The organism is Roseovarius atlanticus (assembly GCF_019802205.1).
GTDB lineage: Bacteria > Pseudomonadota > Alphaproteobacteria > Rhodobacterales > Rhodobacteraceae > Roseovarius > Roseovarius atlanticus_A.
In genome coordinates this window covers 697,366-713,181 of record NZ_JAHVHQ010000003.1, presented here as the reverse complement: position 1 = coordinate 713,181, position 15,816 = coordinate 697,366, and the positions used below count along the sequence as shown (strand labels likewise).

Annotated in this window: 14 protein-coding genes; 5 read left to right on the top strand and 9 right to left on the bottom strand. The window is 66.6% G+C overall.

Annotation, left to right across the window (positions count from 1 at the left end; all coding sequences use genetic code 11):
- Positions 1–117: 117 nt before the first annotated feature.
- From KUV49_RS09310 to KUV49_RS09295, 4 genes are read left to right on the top strand one after another with little or no spacing between them, the layout of a single operon-like run.
- Positions 118–1,185: an AI-2E family transporter gene (locus KUV49_RS09310; protein ID WP_222449701.1), complete on the top strand. Its 1,068-nt coding sequence runs from the start codon at positions 118–120 to the stop codon at positions 1,183–1,185.
- Positions 1,185–1,859 (top strand): HdaA/DnaA family protein, encoded by a 675-nt coding sequence (locus tag KUV49_RS09305; protein WP_222449700.1) that lies wholly within the window; start codon positions 1,185–1,187, stop codon positions 1,857–1,859. The genes KUV49_RS09310 and KUV49_RS09305 overlap by 1 nt, the downstream gene beginning before the upstream one ends.
- Before the next feature lie 48 nt (positions 1,860–1,907).
- The gene (locus tag KUV49_RS09300; protein ID WP_222449699.1) at positions 1,908–4,082 is read left to right on the top strand and encodes an RNA degradosome polyphosphate kinase; all 2,175 of its coding nucleotides are present in this window, start codon (positions 1,908–1,910) and stop codon (positions 4,080–4,082) included.
- Between the two features lie 52 nt (positions 4,083–4,134).
- Positions 4,135–5,718, top strand: coding sequence for a Ppx/GppA family phosphatase (locus tag KUV49_RS09295; RefSeq protein ID WP_222449698.1), 1,584 nt, complete (start codon positions 4,135–4,137; stop codon positions 5,716–5,718).
- A 24-nt stretch (positions 5,719–5,742) separates the two neighbouring features.
- Here KUV49_RS09295 and KUV49_RS09290 read toward each other — a convergent pair whose 3' ends face one another.
- Genes KUV49_RS09290 through scpA form a run of 7 tightly spaced genes read right to left on the bottom strand, consistent with a single transcriptional unit; the run spans position 5,743 to position 11,602 of the window.
- Positions 5,743–6,105, bottom strand: a complete 363-nt coding sequence (locus KUV49_RS09290; RefSeq protein ID WP_152491931.1) for a hypothetical protein — start codon at positions 6,103–6,105, stop codon at positions 5,743–5,745.
- A gap of 31 nt (positions 6,106–6,136) precedes the next feature.
- Complete coding sequence (locus KUV49_RS09285; protein ID WP_222449697.1) at positions 6,137–7,174, bottom strand: endonuclease/exonuclease/phosphatase family protein; 1,038 nt, start codon at positions 7,172–7,174, stop codon at positions 6,137–6,139.
- Positions 7,175–7,177: 3 nt separating this feature from the next.
- Complete coding sequence (locus tag KUV49_RS09280) at positions 7,178–7,858, bottom strand: molecular chaperone DjiA (RefSeq protein ID WP_222449696.1); 681 nt, start codon at positions 7,856–7,858, stop codon at positions 7,178–7,180.
- A 10-nt stretch (positions 7,859–7,868) separates the two neighbouring features.
- Positions 7,869–8,378: a GNAT family N-acetyltransferase gene (locus KUV49_RS09275; RefSeq protein WP_222449695.1), complete on the bottom strand. Its 510-nt coding sequence runs from the start codon at positions 8,376–8,378 to the stop codon at positions 7,869–7,871.
- Positions 8,375–8,986, bottom strand: coding sequence for a VOC family protein (locus KUV49_RS09270; protein WP_222449694.1), 612 nt, complete (start codon positions 8,984–8,986; stop codon positions 8,375–8,377). The genes KUV49_RS09275 and KUV49_RS09270 overlap by 4 nt, the downstream gene beginning before the upstream one ends.
- Before the next feature lies 1 nt (position 8,987).
- Positions 8,988–9,470 (bottom strand): MAPEG family protein, encoded by a 483-nt coding sequence (locus KUV49_RS09265; RefSeq protein WP_222449693.1) that lies wholly within the window; start codon positions 9,468–9,470, stop codon positions 8,988–8,990.
- Complete coding sequence (scpA, locus tag KUV49_RS09260) at positions 9,470–11,602, bottom strand: methylmalonyl-CoA mutase (protein WP_222450952.1); 2,133 nt, start codon at positions 11,600–11,602, stop codon at positions 9,470–9,472. Before scpA ends, KUV49_RS09265 begins: the two co-directional genes overlap by 1 nt.
- Positions 11,603–12,683: 1,081 nt before the next feature.
- On the opposite strand from scpA, the gene KUV49_RS09255 reads away from it, so the two are divergent.
- Positions 12,684–13,139: a DUF4174 domain-containing protein gene (locus KUV49_RS09255; protein ID WP_222449692.1), complete on the top strand. Its 456-nt coding sequence runs from the start codon at positions 12,684–12,686 to the stop codon at positions 13,137–13,139.
- A gap of 13 nt (positions 13,140–13,152) precedes the next feature.
- Here KUV49_RS09255 and KUV49_RS09250 read toward each other — a convergent pair whose 3' ends face one another.
- Positions 13,153–13,668: a hypothetical protein gene (locus KUV49_RS09250; RefSeq protein WP_222449691.1), complete on the bottom strand. Its 516-nt coding sequence runs from the start codon at positions 13,666–13,668 to the stop codon at positions 13,153–13,155.
- Positions 13,669–13,672: 4 nt separating this feature from the next.
- A complete protein-coding gene (locus tag KUV49_RS09245) occupies positions 13,673–15,718 on the bottom strand; it encodes an acetyl/propionyl/methylcrotonyl-CoA carboxylase subunit alpha (protein WP_222449690.1) in 2,046 nt (681 codons plus the stop codon).
- Positions 15,719–15,816 lie beyond the last annotated feature (98 nt).

The following is a 15,816-nucleotide window of genomic DNA, read 5'->3' as shown; positions in this document are numbered from 1 at the left end:
TGCGTGATCCCGCCCCGTTTATGGCCTCAGCGCCCGCCAGACAAGCCGGAAGGCGCTTGCAACGCTGCGCCCCTTGCGCGAAAAACAGGGCGACGCATTTTGTTCCCCCGAGGTGGCATGGCCCTTCCCGTCCGGACACAATTTCAATTCTGGGGCATCGCCATCGCGCTGTTCCTCGTTGTCATGTGGTTCCTGGGCGACGTGATCCTGCCCTTCGTGCTGGGCGGCGCCGTGGCCTATTTCCTCGACCCGGTGGCGGACCGGATCGAGCGGCTGGGCGCCTCGCGGGCCATCGCCGTCACGATCATCACGCTCGTCGCGATCTGCATCTTCGTCATCATGGTCCTCCTGGTCATCCCCACGCTGGTCAACCAGACCGCCAACCTGATCGACATCGCGCCGAAGCTGTTCCAGGACCTGCAGGACTTCCTGACCGCCCGGTTTCCCGATCTCGTCGATCAGGACTCCACGCTGCGCCAGTCGCTCGCCAGCCTCGGCACCACCATCCAGGAACGCGGCGGCCAAGTTGTCGAAACCGTGCTGGCTTCGGTCGGATCACTCGTCAACGTGGTGGTCCTGCTGGTGATCGTGCCCGTGGTGGCCTTCTACCTGCTCTATGATTGGGACCGCATGGTCGCCGAGATCGACCGCCTCCTGCCGCGCGAACACGCCCCGGTGATCCGCCGGCTCGCGTCCGAGATCGACAAGACCCTCGCCAGCTTCATCCGTGGCATGGGCACCGTCTGCCTGATCCTCGGCACTTATTATGCCGTCGCGCTGATGCTGGTGGGCCTGCAATTCGGCCTCGTCGTGGGGGCCTTTGCCGGCTTCGTCACCTTCATTCCCTACGTCGGCGCCGTCCTCGGCGGCGCACTCGCCATCGGCCTCGCCCTCTTCCAGTTCTGGGGCGACTGGCTGTCCATCGGCCTCGTCGCCGGCATCTTCGTGCTGGGCCAGGTGGTCGAGGGCAATATCCTCACGCCCAAGCTGGTGGGTGACTCCGTCGGCCTGCACCCGGTCTGGCTGATTTTCGCGCTGTCGGTCTTCGGCGCGCTTTTCGGCTTCGTCGGAATGCTGGTGGCCGTGCCCGTGGCTGCTGCCATCGGCGTTCTTGCCCGCTTCGGCGTGCAGCAATATCTCGACAGTGCCCTATATCAAGGGCAGGAGTCACGGGATACGGAATGATGGCACAGCAGCTCAGCTTCGACCTGCCCGCCAAACCGGCGCACGGGCGGGAGGATTTCTTCGTTTCCGCCGCCAACGCGCAGGCCGTCGCCATGATCGACACCTGGGACGCGTGGCCCGCCCGCAAGCTGGTTCTCTACGGCCCTCCCGGCGCGGGCAAGACCCATCTCGCCCATGTCTGGTCGGCGCAAAGCGGTGCCCTCATCATCCCCGCGGCCGACCTCGCGCAGGCCGACATCCCGGCCCTCGCACAGAACCACGTCGCCGTCGAGGATTGCGACAGCATCGCCGGCAGCGAACCCGCTGAAACGGCTCTCTTCCACCTGCACAACCTGACCTTGGCCGAGGGCCATTCCCTGCTGCTGACGGCCCATGCCGCGCCCAAGTACTGGAACCTCGCGCTGCCCGACCTTGCCAGCCGGATGCAGGGCACGCCCGCCGTCGAGCTGGACCTGCCCGACGACCGCCTGCTGACCGCGATCCTCGCCAAGCTTTTCGACGACCGTCAGCTGACCCCCACGCCGGACGTCATCCCCTATCTTCTGCGCCGCATCGACCGCTCGTTCGAGGCCGCCCGCGAGGTCGTCGCCCTGCTCGATTCCGCCGCATTGTCGCGCAAACGGGCCCTCACCCGCCCCTTTGCCCGCGATGTTCTGGACAACGCAGGGCTGTAACGGCAAAGTCGTCACCTTATCGTTACGTCGCAATCCCATAAGGGCCACATGACAAACGCCGATTTCCTCAAATCCACCGCCCCTGCCCCCGTGACGATCGACGGTCTCGACGTCACCGGCCCCGGGCGCTTCTTCAACCGGGAACTCAGCTGGCTGGGCTTCAACTGGCGCGTCCTGGAAGAAGCGCAGAACCCCCGCGTCCCCCTGCTGGAGCGCCTGCGCTTCCTGTCCATTTCCGCCAACAACCTCGACGAGTTCTACAACGTCCGCGTCGCGGGCCTGCGCGAACTGGCCCATGCCGGTAACACCACGCCCGCCGCCGACGGCCTCACCCCCGCCGAACAGCTTGTCCTCATTGACGAGGACGCCCGCAAATTGCTGGCCCAGCAGCAAGGCACGCTCGAAGACCTGCGGCAGGAGATGGAGGCCGAGGGCATCACCATCCTCGACATCGACAGCCTCACCAAAGACGACCGCGCCCATCTCAGCGACATCTTCCTCGAACAGGTCTTCCCGGTCCTGTCGCCCTTGGCCGTCGACCCCGCGCACCCGTTCCCCTTCATCCCCAACCTGGGCTATTCACTGGCGCTCCAGATGCAGCGCAAGTCCGACAAACGCCCGTTGCAGGCGCTCCTGCCGATCCCCAACCAGATCGACCGCTTCGTCACCGTCCCGTCCGAGCCGGGCCAGTACCGCGCCCTGCCGCTCGAGGACCTGTTGCTGCTCAACCTCGACCACCTCTTCCCGGGCTACACCTACAAGGCCCACTGCAACTTCCGCGTCCTGCGCGACAGCGATCTGGAAGTCGAGGAAGAGGCCGAGGACCTCGTGCGCGAATTCGAGGTGGCCCTCAAACGCCGCCGCCGCGGCGAGGTGGTGCGCCTGAAAATCTCCTCCGGCGCGCCCGAGGAACTGCGCCGCACCATCATGCAGAAACTCGAGGTCCGCCCCGAGGAGGTGGTCGAGGTCGACGGCATGATCGGGCTTGCCGACCTCAAGGAAATGGTGCTCGACAGCCGCCCGGACCTGCTCTGGCCCAGCTTCACGCCGCGCGTGCCGGAACGCGTGCAGGACCATGACGGCGACATGTTCGCCGCCATCCGGCAAAAGGACATGCTGCTGCACCACCCCTACGAGACCTTCGACATGGTGATCCGCTTCCTGACGCAGGCGGCGCGCGATCCCAACGTGGTGGCGATCAAGCAGACGCTTTACCGCACGTCCAAGGACAGCCCCATCGTCGAGGCGCTCTGCGAGGCCGCCGAGGACGGCAAGTCCGTCACCGCCCTCGTGGAACTCAAGGCCCGCTTCGACGAGGCCGCCAACATCCGCCAGTCCCGGCGGCTGGAACGCGCCGGCGCCCATGTCGTCTACGGTTTTCTCGACCTCAAGACCCACGCCAAGATATCCACCGTGGTCCGGCGCGAGGGCGACAAGCTGGTGACCTACACCCATTACGGCACCGGCAACTATCACCCCATCACCGCCAAGATCTACACCGACCTCAGCCTCTTCACCTGCGATTCCTCGCTGGGCCGCGACGCCACCAAGGTGTTCAACTACCTCTCCGGCTACGCCCAGCCCGAAAAGCTGGAAAACCTGGCCATTTCGCCCACCACGCTGAAACCCCGCCTGCTGGAAATGATCGCCGCCGAGATCGACCACGCCAAGTCCGGCAAACCGGCCGAAATCTGGGCCAAGATGAACTCGATCATCGAACCCGACGTGATCGACGCGCTCTACGCCGCGTCCCAGGCCGGCGTGAAGATCTGCCTTGTCGTGCGCGGCATCTGCGGCATCCGCCCGGGGATAAAGGGCCTGTCCGAGAACATCCGAGTGAAATCCATCGTCGGGCGCTTCCTTGAACATTCGCGCATCGTCTGTTTCGGCAACGGCGCCGGCCTGCCCTCGAAAAAGGCCAAGGTCTACATGTCCTCCGCCGACTGGATGGGCCGCAACCTCAACCGCCGCGTCGAAACCCTCGTCGAGATCACCAACCCCACCGTCAAGGCCCAGATCGTGGGCCAGGTCATGGCCGCCAACCTTGCCGACGTGGCACAGACCTGGGTCATGGCCCCCGATGGCAGCTTCACCCGCGACCTGATCGAGGAAGGCACCTTCGCCTTCAACTGCCACCGTTTCTTCATGGAAAACCCGTCGCTGTCGGGCCGTGGCTCCGCCGGGGCGGCGGACGTGCCCAAACTCACCCATACCGACGATTGACCCTTGCGGCCCCCTGTCGCATATAAAGGGTCGTTACCAAGCCGGGGATGTCATGGACGGCACGACCGATCCTGAACACAGCGAATGGGGCCCCTTCGGGCGTCCGCTTTTCGACAAGGACGCGGCCAAGGCGCTCAGCCGCGTGGGCGTGGTCGATGTGGGCTCGAACTCCGTCCGCATGGTCGTGTTCGACGGCGCCGCCCGCAGCCCGGCCTATTTCTACAACGAGAAAATCATGTGTGGTCTCGGCCAGGGCCTGTCGGAAACCGGCCGGCTGAACCCAGAGGGGCGCGAACGCGCGCTCGCCGCCATGAAACGCTTCGCCCGGCTGGCCGAGAACATGGGCACCGGCCCGCTCACCGCCGTCGCCACCGCCGCCGTGCGCGAGGCCACCGACGGCGACGCCTTCCGCGAGGAAATCGAGCGCGAGACCGGCATTCACCTCTGGGTCATCGACGGCCCCGAAGAGGCCCGCCTCTCGGCCCAGGGCGTGCTTCTGGGCTGGCCCGGCTCCTACGGCCTTGTCTGCGACATCGGCGGCTCCTCCATGGAGCTGGCTGAAATCAATGGCGGCCAGGTCGGCAAGCGCCTGACATCGCGCCTCGGCCCCTTCTCCCTGCAGGAGGTCAAGGGCGGCAAGAAGGCCCGCAAGGCCTATATCAAGGACACGCTGGAGCGGATGCACGACCAGCTGGGCGAACAAAAGAACCGCCTCTTTCTCGTCGGCGGCTCGTGGCGCGCCATCGCCAAGATCGACATGGAACGCCGCGGCTATCCCCTCCACGTCCTGCACGAATACCGCATGACCCCAAAGGACGTGCGCAAGACCGCCGATTACATTGCCAAGACCGACGCCGAAGAGCTGCGCAACCGCGCGGGCGTCTCGTCTCAACGGATGGCGCTGGTGCCCGACGCCGCCGAGGTGCTGCGCCGCCTGGTCAAGACCTTCGGCCCCCGCGACATCGCCGTCTCCAGCTACGGCATCCGCGAGGGGCTGCTCTACGAACAGATGCCCCAGCAGCTGCGCGACCGCGACCCCCTGATCGAGGCGTGCCGCTTTGCCGAGGCCAAGGATGCCCGCCTGCCCGGCTATGGCCGCGCCATCTATCACTTCGTCGAGCCGCTCTTCCGCAGCGCCCGCCCCGACAAGCTGCGCATCATCCGCGCCGCCTGCCTCTTGCATGACGTCAGCTGGCGCTCGCACCCCGACTACCGCGCCGAGGATTGCTTCGACAACGCCACCCGCGCCAACCTCGGGGGGCTGAAGCACTCCGAACGGGTGTTCCTGGGCCTCGCCCTCCTGCACCGCTATTCCAACAAGCGCGAAGGCAGCCGGTTCGAGGATCTCGCCGACCTCCTGGACGAGCGCGGCCAGCACCAGGCCGAGGTTCTGGGCAAGGCCATGCGCTTTGCCGCGATGTTCTGGCTACGGGCCGACACCCAGCTGGGCGAACTGACCTGGCACCCCAAGAAGAAACAGCTGATCCTGCGCCTGACCGAAGAGGCCGTGCCGCTCTACGGCGAAGTCGGGCAAACGCGCCTCGCCTCGCTCGCCGACACGCTGGGTGCGGAATTCGACGTCAAGCTGCTGCGCCCGCGCCGCGCAAGGGCCGTGCCGGGCAAGTCCCCGGGCTGATCGAATCGCCAGGGGCGCGCCGCCTCAGATCTCGATTTCCTCGTCCGGGTCGATTTCCTCTTCCAGAGGGGTCTTGCGGCGGATGATGATATCGCCATTGGGCATCATCTCGGGCGCATGGTAATTGCTCAGGTCGTCGATCTGCCCCATCAGGTCGGCAAAGGCGGGACCCATCTCCTCGACGAAACTGCGCAAGGCCGGCTGCATCTCCTTGGCCATCCCCTCGATGTCGCGCATCGCCGGCTCCATCTCGCGCATGATGCCTTCCATGAACATCTGCGCCCCCCGCTCCATCAGGGAAAAACCTTCGTCCTCTTCCTCCTGCGCCAGTGCGGGCGCGGCGGCAAGGGACAGCGACAGGGCGGCGATGGGCATGATCCGTTTCATGACCCCAATATAGCGCGTCCCGGTGACGATTTTAAGATGTCAGGTCGATATCCAACGTGACCGGAAAGTGATCCGACGCCGCCAAGAGCGCGTCGCGCAGCTCCGGCACCTTCCAGCACCCCGGGTCCTCGAACGGATGCCAGATGCGCCATTTCGGCCCCTTCGCCCGCAACCCCCTGGAAATCATGATGTAATCCAGAAGCGCCTGTAAATACCGCCCCTCGTCCTTCAGGTAGAACCGCGCCGAGCTGTGCTGCGCGCCAATCCGCTGGTTCAGCGCCCGCCGCGCGTGCGGATCGTAAAGCCGCATCTCGCCCGCCTCGCCCCCGCCCATGATCACCTCGATCGACGAGCGACCAAAGAGGTTCTCGTACTCGTCCAGCCCCGGCCCGTCGTTCAGGTCGCCCAACAGCATCAGATGCTCGCCCGCTTCCAGATGCGCGCGGATGCGCTTGCGCAGCCACACCGCCTGCGCCTGCTGCTTGCGCCGGTTGGCAATGGACAGCCGCATCACCTCGTCCCGCGTGGTGGCCCCGTGCGGTGCCTTCGACTTCAGATGCGCCCCGATCATGCGAAACCCGAACCCACCCTTCACCTCCACCGCCACTTCTAGCGGCGGCTTGGAAAACACCACCAGATCCTCGGTCGCATCGATATCCAGGTCGATCCGGAACACCCCGTCGAACCGCGGCGCCTCGCTCGATCCCTTCTTGCCGGTCTCCTCGCCCCGCGGGTCATGCCGGCAGGTCATCACGTCCGGGTCATAGAGCAGCGCAATCTCCTGCTGGGTGTCGTTGACGAACCCCATCAGCGCCTTGCGCGCCCGCAGGTCCATCATCGCCGCGAACCCTTCCAGAGCTTTCACGGTATCGCGCTTGCTGCCACTGTCCGGCGCCTCGATCACCATCACCGCGTCGGCATCCATCGCCGAGAAAACGATCCCCAGGGCGGCCAGCTGATCGCCCCGCGTCACGCCGTACCGCGCCGACGGCCCGTCATCGTCCAGAACCCGATCCTGCGCGTCGAACAGCGCGTTGAACCATTCGACGTTATAAGTGGCGATGCGCATCGCTCAGGCCGCCTCGCGCTGGATCTGCTCCCACGCGTCGTTGACGTCGGTCAGCCGCTTCTCGGCCAGCTTGATCGCCTCCTGCGGCACGCCCCGCGCCACCATCCGGTCGGGATGCATCTCACGCACCTTGGCGCGCCAGACCTTGCGGATCTCGGGCAAGGGCGTTTCCGGCGTCACCCCCAGCACGGCATAAGGGTCCGGCCTGGCATCCGGCACGAAGCGGCTTCTGAGCGTGTTGAACTCCCGCTCCGGCAGGCCGAAAATCCCGGCCACTTCCGACAGGAAGACATCCTCGTTCGGGTGATAGACACCATCGGCCACCGCGATGTGAAACAGCCCTTCCAGAAGGTCGTTCAGGGTCGCCGCGTCGTCGCCGAACATCGTCTTGATCCGACGCGCATATTCCTCGAATCCCGCCACGTCCTGCCGCGCGAGGTTGAAAACCTTCGCAGCCCCCGCCTCGTCGTCGCTGGCGATCAGGAACACCTCGCGGAACGCCGTGACCTCGTCGCGCGTCACCTGACCGTCCGCCTTGGCCATCTTCGCCCCCAGCGCGATCACCGCGATGGCAAAGGCCACCGTCCGCTCCGGCGGCGTGCGCAGCCGGTCGAACACGCTGGTCAGCGGCTCGCCACTGGCCAGCGCCGACAGCGCTTCGGATATGCGACTCCAGATCGACATGGGCCGCAACCTAAGGCGTGCGGTCCCCGGGGGACAGGAGTTTCTGCATCAACACAAGGTCGATCCGCCGCCCGAATTTCAGCCCGGCCTGCGCCACGCGCCCCACCTCGACGAACCCGATCCTGCGGTGAAACGCGATCCCGCCCGCATTCTCGGCACTGATCCCGCCGATCAGCGAATGCACGCCGCCCGCCCGCGCGTGGTCCTCCAGCGCGGCCATCAGCGCCCGGCCCACCCCCTTGCCCTCAACTCCGGCGCGCAGCAGCACCGTATGCTCCAACGTCTCGCGATAGCCCGAGCCGTTGCGGTACGGCCCATAGGTGGCATAGCCCAGCAGGTCACCATCGCCCTCTGCCACCAGGAACCCGTGCCCCGCCTCGTCCCGCGTCTTCACGGCCAAGGCCATTTCCAGCACGGTCTTCTCGTCCTCGGTGAAACTCACCGTCGTCTCGCGGATGTAATGATTGACGATCCCGGCCAGCGCCTTTGCATCGCCCGCCTCCGCCGGCCGGATCTTCATGCCAGCACGCACGCCCCGCGCGGCGTGGTCAACTCGGCCCGCAGGCCCGCCGCGCCGCTCTCATAGACCACCCGGGCGTCGCTCAGCACCGGCGCCAGCGCGTCCTCCAGCGCCTTCGCGTCCGGATGGCTCACCACCAGACGGTCCAGCCGGCATCCCGAGGCCGGCAACATCTGCGCCGGATGCTGCGCGCACTGCCATTCGATCACCGCCGGAAAGAGGTTGTCCCACGGCAGCCGCCCGTCCTGCGGTACCGCCATCTGCCAGCGCAGGTCGCCCCGCGCCAGCGGCACCGGCACACCCGCCTGCGGAAACCGCGCCACGACGGCCCCCAGGTCCGGCGTATTGCAGATCCAGTTCGTCGGCCTCGGCCGCCCGTCAAAGCGATCCAGATCGAACCACCGCGCATACCCCGGCGCGGGCGCGTCGGGATCCACCGCGATGACCTCGAGGTAGAGCCCCTCCTCCAGCCCTAGCAGCATGTTATGCGTGCCGAAATGCGCGTGCTGCCCCCCGGGCCGCAACGCCACGCCCAAGCTCTCCTCGGCATAGGCGCGGCCTTCGTCCAGCGTCCCGGCCGCCACCGCGAAATGATCCAGGTTCAGCATGTCACCCCACCGTCAGCCGCCACAGCACCCAAAGCGCCGCCAGCACCGTGGGATAGAACGTCGCCGCAAACCCGAAGGCCCGCAAGGGCGGCGCCATATGGTACCCCACCCAGAACGCCACCCGCGCCACGGCAAAGCCGATCCCCAGCGCCAGCACCGTGCCCGCGCCCAGGAAAAACCCCACCAGCGGCCAGATGCACAAGGCCAGCACCACCTGCTCGACCGTGTTCTGCAACACCTTCGCATCCACCGCCGCCCTGCCGGTCAACACCTGCCCGTCGATCGCCGCGTCGTCATTGAACCGCCGCTGCGCCAGCACGCCGATCATCAGCGCCAGCACCACCCCGGGGCCGAACGCCGCGCCCATAAGCGTCGGCTGCATCATCGCCATCGGCACCGGAATCTGGCGCCCGATCCACAGAACGGCCACGGCCCATACCAGCCCCGCCGCCATGCCGATCAGGATCTTCGGGCGCTTCTGCATCAGGCGGCCCGCGCCTCGCGGATCAGCCGCAGGATATCCTGCGCCGCCTCGGGGATGTTGGTGCCGGGGCCGAAGATGGCCTTCACGCCCACGCCTTTCAGGAACTCGTAATCCTGCTGCGGAATGACCCCGCCGCAAATGACGATGATATCGCCCGCGTCCTTCTCCTTCAGCGCGTCGATCAGTTGCGGCGCCAGCGTCTTGTGCCCCGCCGCCTGGCTGGAGATCCCGATCACGTGCACGTCGTTGTCGATGGCATCCTGCGCCGCCTCGTCCGGCGTCTGGAAAAGCGGGCCCACGTCGACGTCGAACCCGATATCGGCGAACGCCGTCGCGATCACCTTGGCGCCCCGGTCATGCCCGTCCTGCCCCATCTTGACGACCAGCATCCGCGGCCGCCGCCCCTCGTCCTCGGCAAAGGCCTCGACCGACTTCTGGATCGCGGCGAAGCCCTCGTCGCCCTCGTAGGCCTTGCCATAGACCCCCGCCAGCGTTTTCACCTCGGCGCGGTGCCGTCCGAATTCCTTTTCCATGGCCATGCTGATTTCCCCCACAGTAGCCCTTGCGCGAGCCGCTTCCACCGCGGCCTCCAGCAGATTGCCGCCGTCCTTGGCGCGGCGCGTCAGTTCATCCAGCGCCTTGGTGCAAGCCTCCTCGTCGCGTTCCGCGCGGATACGCTCCAGCGCCTCGACCTGCCCCTTGCGCACCTTGACGTTGTCCACGTCCAGGATGTCGATCGGGTCTTCCTTGTCCTTGCGGTACTTGTTGACGCCGACGATCACCTCGTCGCCCCGGTCGATCATCGCCTGCCGCGTGGCCGCCGATTCCTCGATCCGCAGCTTGGGCATGCCGCTGGCCACGGCCTTGGTCATGCCGCCCATCTCCTCGACCTCTTCCATCAGCTCCCAGGCCTTTTCGGCCAGCTCGGCGGTCAGGCTTTCCACGTAGTAGGACCCCGCCAGCGGATCGACCACCGCCGTCACGCCGGTCTCTTCCTGCAGGATCAACTGCGTGTTCCGCGCGATCCGCGCGCTGAAATCCGTGGGCAGCGCGATGGCCTCGTCCAGCGCGTTGGTGTGCAGGCTCTGCGTGCCCCCCAGAACCGCGCTCATCGCCTCGTAGGCGGTGCGCACGACGTTGTTGTAAGGGTCCTGCTCCTGCAAACTGACACCGCTGGTCTGGCAATGGGTCCGCAGCATCTTGGAGCGGTCGTTCTTCGCCCCGAACTCCGTCATGATCCGGTGCCACAGCAGGCGCGCCGCCCGCAGCTTCGCCGCCTCCATGAAGAAATTCATCCCGATGGCGAAAAAGAACGACAGCCGCCCGGCAAAGCGGTCCACGTCCATCCCGGCCTCGATCGCGGCCTTCACGTATTCCCGGCCATCCGCCAGCGTATAGGCCAACTCCTGCACCAGGTTCGCGCCCGCCTCCTGCATGTGATAGCCCGAAATGCTGATCGAGTTGAAGCGCGGCATCTCGTTCGCCGTGAACTCGATGATGTCGCTGACGATCCGCATGCTCGGCTCGGGCGGATAGATATAGGTGTTGCGCACCATGAACTCTTTCAGGATGTCGTTCTGGATGGTGCCCGACAGCACGCTGCGGTCGTGCCCCTGTTCCTCGCCCGCGACGATGAAACTGGCCAGCACCGGAATGACCGCGCCGTTCATGGTCATGCTGACGCTCACCTGGTCCAGCGGGATGCCGTCGAACAGCACCTTCATGTCCTCGACGCTGTCGATGGCCACGCCGGCCTTGCCCACGTCGCCCACCACGCGCGGGTGGTCGCTGTCATAGCCACGGTGCGTCGCCAGGTCGAAGGCCACCGAGACGCCCTGCTGCCCGGCCGCCAGGTTGCGGCGGTAGAACGCGTTCGATTCCTCGGCCGTCGAGAACCCGGCATATTGCCGGATCGTCCAGGGCCGCCCGGCATACATCGTCGCCTTCACGCCGCGGGTGAACGGCGCCTGTCCGGGGATGGTGCCAAGGTGGTCCATCCCCTCGACATCCTCCTCGGTATAGAGCGGCTTGACGTCGATCCCCTCAAGGGTCTTCCACGTCAGGTCCTCCAGCGGACGGCCCTTCAGCTCGCCTTCCGCGATCTTACGCCATTCGTCGGTCTTCGATCCCATCGTCTTGTCCTCTTTCTTCTGGTCCGGGCGCGGGGTTGTCCCCGTCTTCACCGGGCCGGTTTCCTCTGTCAGCTGCGCCAATCCCTCGGCCCCGGCACGCAGCCAGAACAGATCATCGGCATAGGCCTCGCGCATGTCGCGCAGGGCGGTGTCGTCGAACGGTTGCCACTTGCCGGGCCCCTCGGGCAGGCGCACGGGGTCGCCGCCACGCTCGCCCACGATCCGGCGCAACTGGTCCAGGCCGGGGCCCTGGTTCCTCCAGTCCCGCGCATGGGCGCGCGGCATCGCGCCAAGCCCGGTCATGTGTTCCAGCACCCGCTCGGGCAGTCCGCCGAAGATCTCGTAGGGCATCACGCTCAGCTCCACCCCCGGCAACGCGCAGGCCACGTCCAGCACCACGTCCCGCCACAGCCGGGGCGCGGCCGCCAGCGCCTCCAGCGCGGCACGGTCCGGCACCCTGTTGCCGCGCGCGACGCTGTAGGACACGACCGACGCCCAGAACGCGTCATGACTGCGGATCGTCAGGTGCGCCCGCGTCACCCGACCGTCGAAGGCATGGGCAAAGCGCGCCAGGCGCTGGCCGATATCGGGGTACAGCCGCCCCTGCCGCAGGCAGCGGCGCGGCGCCCCGATCATGTTCTCGTCGCTGATCACCAGCACGCGTGTGCCGGCCCTGCGTTCGCGGGCGATGTTGATCGCCACCCGCGCGCGGGCGCGGTCCAGCTGCTCCTGCGGCGGGCGCGGACTCTCGATCGGTATCACCCCGGTCAGCAGGCCGTCACGCGTCTGTTTCGGCCCCCAGACGGCGATGCCCATCCGCCCCAGCGCGGCCCGGTTCGCCGCCAGGTAGGCCTGGAACGTGGTGGTGGCCGTCCGGTGAGCCCCGATATGCAGAACAACGTCCATGATCCCGCGCCTTTCCCGTGCGGCCCGCGGCCTGCGGGCGGTCGACCTTGCGTCGCGCCAACCTGCACCGCGGGACCTGACCACGGGATTAACGGTAAAATTTTCGCGGCCCTGCGGCCAAACGGCCTTCGCATTCGGCGCCTCGGGCCTTATATCTGGTCCAGCAGGAGGCCCAATGCGCAAGCTGATCGTTCTTTCTTTTCTGGCACTTACGTCGATATCACTCGTCGCGGACACGGCCCGCGCGACCGACGGATCGCCGGAGGACGGGATCATACTTGACGGCGAAAGCGTCGATTTGAACGAATTTCTCTGGATAAAGCGCCCCATCGTCGTCTTTGCCGACAACGCCTCGGATCCGCGCTTCATCGAACAGATGAACTTCATCACCGACCGACTGGACGATCTGGACCGGCGCGATGTCGTGGTGCTGACCGACACCGACCCCTCCGCCGACAGCGACCTGCGCCGCAGGTTGCGCCCGCGCGGCTTCATGCTGGCGCTGATCGGCAAGGACGGCAAGGTCGAGCTGCGCAAACCCGCGCCGTGGAGCGTGCGCGAGCTGTCCCGCGCAATCGACAAGATGCCGATCCGGCAACAGGAAATCCGCGACCGGCTGAGCGGCAACTGATCCCGCGCACCGTTCATGCCCGCTCTCCCGCCGCGACCACCAGAACCCGGTTCGCGCGGTCCATCAGCATCAGCGTGCCGTCGGTGGTCTCATAGGCCAGTACCGTTTCAGGGCGCATCAGCAGGCGGCGGAATTCCACCCCCACCTTGCCGTCCATGCAGGGTCGCGCCTCCAGCCCGGCGCGGCGCATCCCCATGCCAAGGGTCCGCTGCGTGTTGACCGCGTCCACCATCGCCGCATCCGGCGTCAAATCCGGGTCGTCCAGCGCCGCCACGCCCCGGTTGGGCAACGCGCGCAGCATGTCGGGCACGTTGCGCTCCACCGGCACCGCGGCGCCGATATCGGCGCTCACCAGCCGGAACGCCGCCGCGGCACAGCGCGCCCTGGACGAAAACGCCAGCGTTTCCCCCAGGCTGAACCACGGCGCCAGCCGCGCCCGCATCGACGCCTCGTCATCGCGCGCGCAGGCCCCCAGCAGGACCGCACCGGCCATCGCCGCCGGCAGGATATGAGCGCCGCGCAGGGTCACCGCGTCATTCGAACTCCATGATCACGTCATCCACCGCCAGGCTGTCGCCCGGTCCGGCGTTGATCTTCGTCACCACGGCCTTCTTCTCGGCCCGCAGGATGTTCTCCATCTTCATCGCCTCGACGGTGCAGAGCGCCTGGCCTTCCTGCACCTCGTCGCCCTCCTCTACGTTCACGCTGACGATCAGGCCCGGCATCGGGCAGAGCAGCATCTTCGATGTATCAGCGGCAAGTTTCTCGGGCATTAACAGCGCCAGTTCCGCCTGGCGCGGCGTGCGCACATGCACCTTCAGGTCCGCGCCCCGGTTGCGGATGCGGAACCCGCCCGACACCTTGCCGACCTTCAGCACCACCGTCTCGCCATCCACGTCCAGCACCGCCAGCGCGTCGCCCGGCGTCCAGTCGCTCGACACCCGGTGCGTGGCGCCATCCTCGAAGGTCACGGTCGCGCCACCGCGATCGGCGGCAACACTGACCTCGAAATTGATGCCTTGCAGGCTGACGACCCAGTCCTCGCCCACGCGGCGCTCGTGGTTGTCCATCCGGCCCGACACCCGCGTGCGCCGGATTTCCGCCACCCGGTGCATCGCCGCGCAACCGGCCGCGATCCGCCGCAGCGCCGCCTCTTCCAGCTCCACGCCCTCAAACCCGTCGGGATACTCCTCGGCGATGAAGGCCGTGGTCATGTCGCCCGATACGAACTTGGGGTGATCCATCACCGCGCTCAGGAACGGCAGGTTATGCCCGATCCCTTCCAGCTCGAAGCTGTCCAGCGCCACGCGCATCGCCTCGATGGCCGCGCCCCGGTCGGGCGCCCAGGTGCAGAGCTTCGCGATCATCGGGTCGTAATACATCGAAATCTCGCCGCCCTCGTAGACGCCGGTATCGTTGCGCACCGCCGTCTCGCCGGCCTCGGCCTCGTCCTGCCACTTGCCCTTGTCCAGCAAGGGGCCGGCCGCCACTTCCACCGGCGGGCGATAGCGCACCAGCCGGCCAATGGAGGGCAGGAAGTTGCGATAGGGATCTTCCGCATAAAGCCGGCTTTCCATCGCCCAGCCCGTCAGGGTCACATCGTCCTGGCTCAGCGACAGCTTTTCGCCCGCCGCCACGCGGATCATCTGCTCCACAAGGTCCACGCCGGTGATCAGCTCGGTCACCGGATGCTCGACCTGCAGGCGCGTGTTCATCTCGAGGAAATAGAAGTTCTTGTCGCCATCCACGATGAACTCCACCGTGCCCGCGCTGGAATAGCCCACCGCATGGGCCAGTGCCAGGGCCTGCTCGCCCATCGCCTTGCGGGTTTCGGCGTCCAGGAACGGGCTCGGCGCCTCCTCGATCACCTTCTGGTTCCGCCGCTGGATCGAGCATTCCCGCTCGCCCAGGTAGACCCCGTTGCCGTGGCTGTCGCACAGCACCTGGATCTCGATATGGCGCGGTTGCGTCACGAACTTCTCGATGAACATCCGGTCATCGCCAAAGCTGCTGGCGGCCTCGTTCTTCGACGCCTGGAAGCCCTCGCGCACTTCTTCCGCGTTCCACGCGATCCGCATCCCCTTGCCGCCGCCGCCCGCGCTGGCCTTCAGCATCACCGGAAACCCGATCTCTTCCGAGATCTTCAGCGCCTCCTCGGCATCCTCGATCAGGCCCATATGACCCGGTACGGTGTTCACATCCGCCTCGGCGGCGATCTTCTTGCTGGTAATCTTGTCGCCCATCGCCTCGATGGCCTTCTTGGGCGGCCCGATAAAGGCCACGCCCGCGGCCTCCAGCGCCTCGGCGAACTTGGGGTTCTCCGACAGGAACCCATATCCGGGATGCACCGCCTCGGCGCCGGTTTGGCGGATCGCCTCCATCACCTTGTCGATGACGATATAGCTTTCCGACGCGGGCGGCGGGCCGATATGCACCGCCTCGTCGGCCATTTCCACATGCAGCGCGTTGCGGTCGGCGTCCGAATAGATGGCCACCGTCTCGATCCCCATCTTGCGCGCCGTCTTGATGACCCGGCAGGCGATCTCGCCCCGGTTGGCGATCAGGATTTTCTTGAACATCTCGTGTCCCCTTTTTACTTGCCCGCACCGGCGCAGCCGCCGGTCAGGGATAAAACGCAAAAGACCACCGCTCCGCTCTCGCGGAGGATGGTCTCATA